Below are 7,730 nucleotides of genomic sequence, written 5' to 3' on the forward strand. Positions count from 1 at the left end.
CCCACTAGGTTACAAACCTCGCGCCGCGATTAAACCGCCCCTAGTTTGAACAAATCTTAATCCGCAAAGGTCAACAGACCCTGAATGTTTATTCTAATCTTATAAAACCAAAATAACCTATTGGCTGGTGGCGGTTAATTTAACCTGAACGCTGCTTGAGATAGATTTATTATCCAGAGTTCAGGTTATTTAAGGAGTGGGGTAACCTAAGCGCAGCTTAATAAACTCAGCGAGTTTAAACACGGCGTTTTCAGGTTCGCTGGCGGTTTTTACTAAACTAATACCTATGCTACCAAGCGCAGGTAAATGTTTAGTGTGTAAGTGATAGGCTAAATCGTTAGGTACGGTACTTTTTGCGAGCACTGTTATGCCTAAGCCTTCTTTTAATGCGGCAATTAAACCGGTTAAATCAGCATTACTGTAAACAATACGATATTTAATGCCTGCTTTTTCAAGAGCCTGAGTTGCTCTGCGGCGATAAATACAGCCCTCAGGGGCGGTCACTAAGGTGACCGTTTCATTTTGTGCCAGTGATAGGTCACCCACCCACACTAATTGGTCTTGAATAAAAATAGGGAATTTTTCTGAGTCAAGTTGCTCGTTAAGCGCCAATACTAAATCAAATTGATCTTGGCGCTCATCAGAGAGTAGGTGTTTACTTAAGCGTGATTTTACTTCAAATGATACCTCAGGGTAGAGCGCCACAAAATCGCCAATAATGGAGGGCAAAATACGCGCGGCAAATTCGCTAGGGATCCCCAGGCGCACTTTACCAGTCACACTTTCGGAAGTGAATAACTGTAAAATGGCATCGTTATGTTGCACCATTTGTTTTGCCATAGGCAGTAACAGTTCACCATATTGATTAAGTACTTGGCGTTGTCCCTGCTTTTTAAATAATTTATAGCCTAATAAGTCTTCTAAACGTTTTACTTGTAAGCTTACCGCAGGTTGCGAAAGGCCAAGTAAATCGCCTGCTTTGGCAAATCCACCTACCTCAACCACCATAACAAATGTGCGTAAACTGTCGGTTGAAATGTTTTTCATATTTAAAATTACTATTTATATGGCTATATATATAAGTATTATTTATCAATTGATAAGTAATTACAATTTGTTGTTGTAAGCCTTGCGCAATATACTTTTGCTATTAAAGATAGATAGGTATTTGTTATGACTTTTAACCCGATAATGTTTGCCCGCCATAGCAACGCTAACAGCGCGGTTATTAATGCCTTACAAGCTAATAACAGCCACGTTGTTATTGATTTTAGCGGCAGTGAAGCATCGGTATTTTTAAGTGCTATTTTAGGTCATGACCTCACCAAACTAACCGCCAGTGGCTTTGGTTTTAAAGGCACATTGGATGGCGATTTAAATTCTGATTTTAGCTACGCCGTTTACTACTTTAGCGAAACCGCCTTTCGATTTGTACTCCCAGTAAATGCCAGCTTGCAATTACAAGCACTCATTAACGAGCAACAGCTTAGGTACGATATCGACTTTGTGGTACGCACCGATTTAGCAACCTTTACCTTAACCGGTAGCAACGCCTTTGATACCTTAGTTGAGGCATTTAAACTAACCCCAGGGTTACGCCTTGCTGACGCGCAGCTTTGCTATGGCGCGCAAAGTGGAGACGTGTTTGTTACTGCAGTAGATCAAAACAACGAACAGCAGTTTATTGTTATTGCTAAAACGGCCACCCTTGATAAGTGGCAACAGTATATGCAGCAACAGGGCTTTAGTGTTACCAACACTCAAGCAGCCTAACGGGTAAAAAGTTAAAGATTACAATTTGGTAGGCTTATTAATGGCTACCATGTTATTCCCCCTCATTTAATTGAGGCCACGCCCACACACATGGGTTAATTTAAAAGTGAAGGAATATTATGACTTCTAAAACAGTATTACATGCAAAGCACCTTGAAGCCGGCGCAAAAATGGTCGATTTTCATGGCTGGGAAATGCCAATTAACTACGGTTCACAAATAGAAGAACACAACGCCGTTCGTAACGATGCGGGCATGTTCGACGTATCACACATGACCATTGTTGATATACAAGGTGAGCAAGCACAAGCATTTTTACGCAAGCTTGTAGCTAACGACGTTGCTAAATTAACAGTACCTGGCAAAGCACTCTACACCGGCATGCTTAACGAGCAAGGTGGTGTAATTGACGACTTAATTATTTACTACTTTAGCGAAACATTTTATCGCTTAGTGGTTAACTCAGCGACCCGTGAAAAAGATTTAGCACATTTAGCTAAGGTATCGAGCGATTTTGCAGTAACGGTTACTGAGCGTCCGGAATACGCCATGATTGCGGTTCAAGGCCCTAATGCACGTACTAAAACAGCCCAGGTATTAAACGCAGACCAGCAAGCTGCAGTTGAAGACATGAAGCCATTTTTTGGTGTTCAAGCCGGTGATTTATTTATTGCTACAACAGGTTATACTGGCGAAGACGGTTACGAAATTGTAGTACCAAACGAGCAAGCAGCCGATTTATGGCAGCAACTGCTTGATGCCGGTGTAGCGCCTGCGGGCTTAGGCGCGCGCGACACACTACGTTTAGAAGCAGGTATGAACCTTTACGGCCTAGATATGGACGAAAGTGTATCACCACTGGCAGCTAACATGGCATGGACTATTGCATGGGAACCAGAAGATCGTGACTTTATTGGTCGTGATGTTTTGGTAAAACAACGTGCAGAAAAAAGTACTCACAAGCAAGTAGGTCTTATTCTTGAAGAAAAAGGCGTACTACGCAGTGGTTCTAAAGTAATTGTTGATGGTGGCGAAGGTGTTATTACATCTGGCACATTCTCACCAACATTGGGCTATAGTGTTGCATTAGCACGTGTGCCACGTTCAACCGGCGACACAGCTCAAGTAGAAATGCGTAAAAAATTAGTTAACGTAAAAGTAGTTAAATCGGGCTTTGTACGTAACGGTAAATCAATAATCTAAATAATTTGGTTATACCAGTAAATAGGTCACCCTCATTTATTGGTATTCTCCCAATCTAAACCAAAGGATGAAACAAAATGAGCAATATCCCTAGCGAGTTAAAATACGCACCTTCACACGAGTGGGTTCGTAATGAAGGCGACGGCACTTACACTGTTGGTATTTCTGAGCACGCGCAAGAGCTGCTTGGCGACATGGTATTTGTTGAATTACCAGAAGTAGGCGACGAAGTCGATGCAGGCGAAGACTGTGCAGTAGCAGAGTCAGTAAAGGCAGCATCAGACATTTACGCACCAATTAGCGGTGAAGTTGTTGCTATTAACGAAGAGCTAGAAGATTCTCCAGAAACAGTAAACAACGACGCTTACGGCGACGGTTGGTTATTCCGCATTAAAGCATCTGACGAATCTGAAGTTGATAACTTATTAGACGCAGAAGGCTACGCACACACTATTGACGAAGAGTAATCGTTAATTAGTTAAAAGCCCCTCTATTTAAAACATTGGGGCTTTTATGATTTTACAGCTTATTACCATATCCAGTAAGTTGCCAAATCATCACATATTTTAATCAATACTAGTTACCCATTAGTATTTAGGATCATAGGAATCTGGACACATGTCAAACGCCAAATCTCTTGAACAATTAGAGCAAAAGCAAGATTTTATTCGCCGCCATATTGGGCCAAGCCCAGCGCAAGTAAACGACATGCTTAGCGCTCTTGAAGTATCGAGCGTTGAAGAGCTGATCGGTCAAACTGTACCTGCTGGTATTCGTCTTGAGCAAGGTCTTAATATCGGCGAAAGCCGCACCGAAGTTGAAACACTAAGCTACTTAAAATCAGTAGCAAGCAAAAATAAAGTTTTCAAATCGTATATTGGCCAAGGCTACCACCCAACTCACGTACCGCACGTAATTTTACGTAACGTACTTGAAAACCCGGGTTGGTACACAGCGTACACACCGTATCAGCCAGAGATTGCACAAGGGCGTTTAGAGTCACTATTAAACTTCCAGACTATGACCTTAGACATTACCGGCCTAGATTTAGCAAGTGCTTCACTGCTTGACGAATCAACTGCTGCAGCCGAGGCAATGGGCCTTGCAAAACGTGTATCTAAAGCTAAAAAAGCCAATGCGTTCTTTATTGCCGACGACGTACACACGCAAACCATTGACGTAGTGAGCACCCGTGCAGAGCAATTTGGTTTTGAAATTATTGTAGGTAAAGCCGCTGATGCCGTGAACCACGACATTTTTGGTGCGTTATTTCAATACCCGTCAACATCAGGCGAAATTGTTGATATAACTGACCTAATTGCTGGCGTACAAAGCAAAAAAGCGATTGCCTGTGTGGCAGCCGATATCATGAGCTTACTACTATTAAAAGCACCAGGTAAATTGGGCGCCGACGTAGTACTTGGTTCTGCTCAGCGTTTTGGTGTGCCTATGGGTTACGGTGGTCCACATGCTGCATTTTTTGCAACACGTGATGCTTACAAACGTTCATTACCAGGGCGTATTATTGGTGTATCAAAAGACCGTTTAGGTAACGATGCACTGCGTATGGCAATGCAAACCCGTGAGCAACACATTCGTCGCGACAAAGCCAACTCAAACATTTGTACGGCGCAAGTATTACTTGCCAACATGGCGGCGTTTTACGCGGTATACCATGGCCCGCAAGGCTTAAAAACCATTGCTCAGCGCATTCACCGTTTTGCTGATATTTTAGCAACTGGCTTAAAAGCAAAAGGTGTGGCACTTAAGCACGCTACCTGGTTTGATACATTAACTGTTATTGATGAAAACAAAGCCGACGTGATTGCGCGTGCTGTGGCTAAAGGCGTTAACTTTGCTGCTAATCATGCGGGCGAGTACTCAATTTCAGTATCAGAAACCACAACACGTGCAGACATTGCCGAGTTATTTGATATTATTTTAGGCGAAGGCCACGGCCTAAGTGTAGATGCAATTGCCGCTTATGTTGAAGCAAATGGCAGTGACTCTATTCCTGCAAGCCTAGTGCGTGATGATGAAATCCTAACGCATCCAAACTTTAACAGCTACCACAGCGAAACAGACATGCTTCGCTATATTAAGCGCCTTGAAAACAAAGATTTAGCGCTTAATCACTCTATGATCTCGTTAGGTTCATGTACCATGAAACTCAACGCGACCGCTGAAATGATCCCAATTACCTGGCCTGAATTTGCTAACCTTCATCCATTCTGCCCGCTAGATCAAGCAGAAGGTTACCAAATAATGATTAACGAGCTACATGATTGGCTAGTTAACATTACCGGTTACGACGCGGTTTCATTGCAACCAAATTCAGGTGCACAAGGTGAATACGCAGGCCTAATCGCCATTCGTAAATACCACGAGTCACGAGGGGACGCACACCGTAATGTGTGTTTAATTCCAAGTTCTGCGCACGGTACTAACCCAGCGTCGGCACAAATGGCGAGCATGAAAATTGTGGTTGTTAACTGTGATAAACACGGCAACATCGACATGGAAGACTTAAAAACCAAAGCCGCTGAGGTGTCTGAAAACCTATCATGTGCCATGGTAACGTACCCATCTACACACGGTGTATACGAAGAAACGATTCGTGAATTATGTGAAATTGTTCACCAGCATGGTGGCCAAGTTTACATGGATGGCGCAAACATGAACGCGCAAGTAGGTGTTACTAGCCCAGGCTTTATTGGCTCAGATGTATCGCACTTAAACTTACATAAAACCTTCTGTATTCCACACGGCGGCGGCGGCCCAGGTGTTGGTCCAATTGGTGTTAAATCGCACCTTGCGCCATTTATGCCAAACCACAGTGTAATTAACGTACCAGGTACTAATGCTGGTAACGGTGCAGTATCGGCAGCGCCTTATGGCTCTGCAGCTATTCTACCTATTTCATGGGCTTACATTGCGATGATGGGCTCTGAAGGCTTAAAACAAGCGACAGAAATGGCGATTGTAAATGCTAACTACCTAAGCAATGAACTAAGCAAGCACTTCCCAATTTTATACCGTGGCCGTAATAATCGCGTTGCTCACGAATGTATTATTGACCTACGCCCATTAAAAGAGCAATCAGGCATTACTGAAATGGACGTTGCTAAGCGCTTACAAGATTACGGTTTTCACTCACCAACGATGTCGTTCCCAGTAGCGGGCACATTAATGATTGAGCCAACAGAATCTGAGTCTAAGGGCGAGATTGATCGCTTTATCGAAGCGATGGTATCGATTAAAGGTGAAATTGATAAAATCATTTCAGGTGAATGGTCTATCGAAAACAACCCACTGGTATTTGCACCGCACACGCAAGCTGATGTGTTAGGTAATGAGTGGGACCGCGCGTATGACCGTTTTTACGCTGCCTTCCCAGTACCAGCAGTTGCTAAAGATAAGTTCTGGCCAACGGTTACACGTATCGATGACGTATACGGCGACCGTAATTTAGTGTGTGCATGTCCTCCGATTGAGACATACCGCGACTAATTTTTGAACTTTAATTGGTAGTAAGTTCCACTGTAGAGTGGGATTTATCGAAATTATAAAAGCCGTTGCAGCAATGCAGCGGCTTTTTTGTGCGTGGTGATTCGCCATAAACTATATGGGGTAGGTTGGGTAGAGTGAAACGAAACCCAACGATTCTCCAATATCATTACCATCCCCCAAACACGTAAATATGCATTGTTTGTAGGTCGTCCTTTAGGACGAAAAAAGCGAGAAAAAGAATTTCACCATAGAGATCACAGAGACACTTCGCTACACAGAGGTTAAGTATTGTTGTTGGAGTCGGCTTTAGCCGTGAATGGTTTAACACCAGTGGTAAGTTAACCACCGTAGGCGCTGAGCTTGCTGGCGTGCGTGGTTTGTAGGTTGGGCTTTAGCCTAAAATGGCTGATGGTTTTTATTGCTAACTTTTGCCTAGATAAATCCGTGATCTAAATTAGAAACCTTATTCAAGGTTTTGTCGCGCTGGCGACGGCAGCCAAAGAGGGGCTGCCGATGACCCCTCTCTGGACGCTCTCAGCGCACCCGAGCATCACGCTTAATCCTTCAAACCACAATAGATGTGAACGTAAACACCATGAAAGCACATCTATGTGCAAGCATGGCTTACATTTCATCCATGAAATGAATTATTCATCAATTGCTTATTTTCAGGGCGTGATGACGGGGAAGGGTGTTAAACGTGAGATTGCTGTTTGGTCTTGGCAAGATACAACAAGGCCTGACCTCGTGTTTCACGCTTTATGAATGGGTTGCCAAATTAACTATGTCACTACACCCCGGACCGACCCCATCGCTTGGACCCCTTTCGGTTCGTTGAACCATGATTGGTGAACTTATGCCCAATCCGCCACGTTCTTTCATGATTGAATTGACATCTTCAATCGATAATTGGGCGGCTAAAATAGCAATTGTTTTACCATCAACAACAATAGGCTTACCTATAAAGCTCGCAGGGGCGTTATATGAAGGGGAGTACTGTTTATAATCTGCAAATGCAATTGCTTGTGGGTCGTTGCTGTCTTTTAATTGTTGAAACAAGCTCGCTAAATTACTATCAGTGTAGGGGCCTGTTTGCAGCGATGTTGCAAAGTCGACTTCTTTATAAACAGAGTAAACAATATTGCCATTTGCTGGGTCGATAATGAAAATATCGTAGAACTTATTTATATTAGGGTCTGTTGACCTTTGCAGATTAAAATTTGTTCAAACTAGGGGCGATTTAAT

5 protein-coding genes and 1 pseudogene are annotated in these 7,730 nt (G+C 43.2%); 4 read left to right on the forward strand and 2 right to left on the reverse strand.

Annotation, left to right across the window (positions count from 1 at the left end):
* Positions 1–189 precede the first annotated feature (189 nt).
* Entirely contained in the window at positions 190–1,047 is an 858-nt protein-coding gene (locus QMA00_RS18125; RefSeq protein WP_290158352.1) for a LysR family transcriptional regulator, read from the reverse strand.
* Between the two features lie 126 nt (positions 1,048–1,173).
* Here QMA00_RS18125 and QMA00_RS18130 point away from each other — a divergent pair, with 126 nt between their 5' ends.
* From QMA00_RS18130 to gcvP, 4 genes are all read left to right on the forward strand, one after another.
* Positions 1,174–1,773 (forward strand): hypothetical protein, encoded by a 600-nt coding sequence (locus QMA00_RS18130; RefSeq protein ID WP_076922428.1) that lies wholly within the window; start codon positions 1,174–1,176, stop codon positions 1,771–1,773.
* Positions 1,774–1,892: 119 nt separating this feature from the next.
* Entirely contained in the window at positions 1,893–2,975 is a 1,083-nt protein-coding gene (gene gcvT / locus QMA00_RS18135; protein WP_076922427.1) for a glycine cleavage system aminomethyltransferase GcvT, read from the forward strand.
* Positions 2,976–3,052: 77 nt separating this feature from the next.
* A complete protein-coding gene (gene gcvH / locus QMA00_RS18140) occupies positions 3,053–3,442 on the forward strand; it encodes a glycine cleavage system protein GcvH (RefSeq protein WP_076922426.1) in 390 nt (129 codons plus the stop codon).
* 151 nt (positions 3,443–3,593) lie between these two features.
* Complete coding sequence (gcvP, locus tag QMA00_RS18145; protein WP_076922425.1) at positions 3,594–6,485, forward strand: aminomethyl-transferring glycine dehydrogenase; 2,892 nt, start codon at positions 3,594–3,596, stop codon at positions 6,483–6,485.
* Positions 6,486–7,343: 858 nt separating this feature from the next.
* Here gcvP and QMA00_RS19005 read toward each other — a convergent pair.
* Positions 7,344–7,676 (reverse strand): annotated as a pseudogene (locus QMA00_RS19005) (methyl-accepting chemotaxis protein); the annotation flags it as partial.
* Between the last annotated feature and the right edge of the window lie 54 nt (positions 7,677–7,730).

The sequence above is a fragment of the Pseudoalteromonas sp. APC 3694 genome (assembly GCF_030407565.1).
GTDB lineage: Bacteria > Pseudomonadota > Gammaproteobacteria > Enterobacterales > Alteromonadaceae > Pseudoalteromonas > Pseudoalteromonas tetraodonis.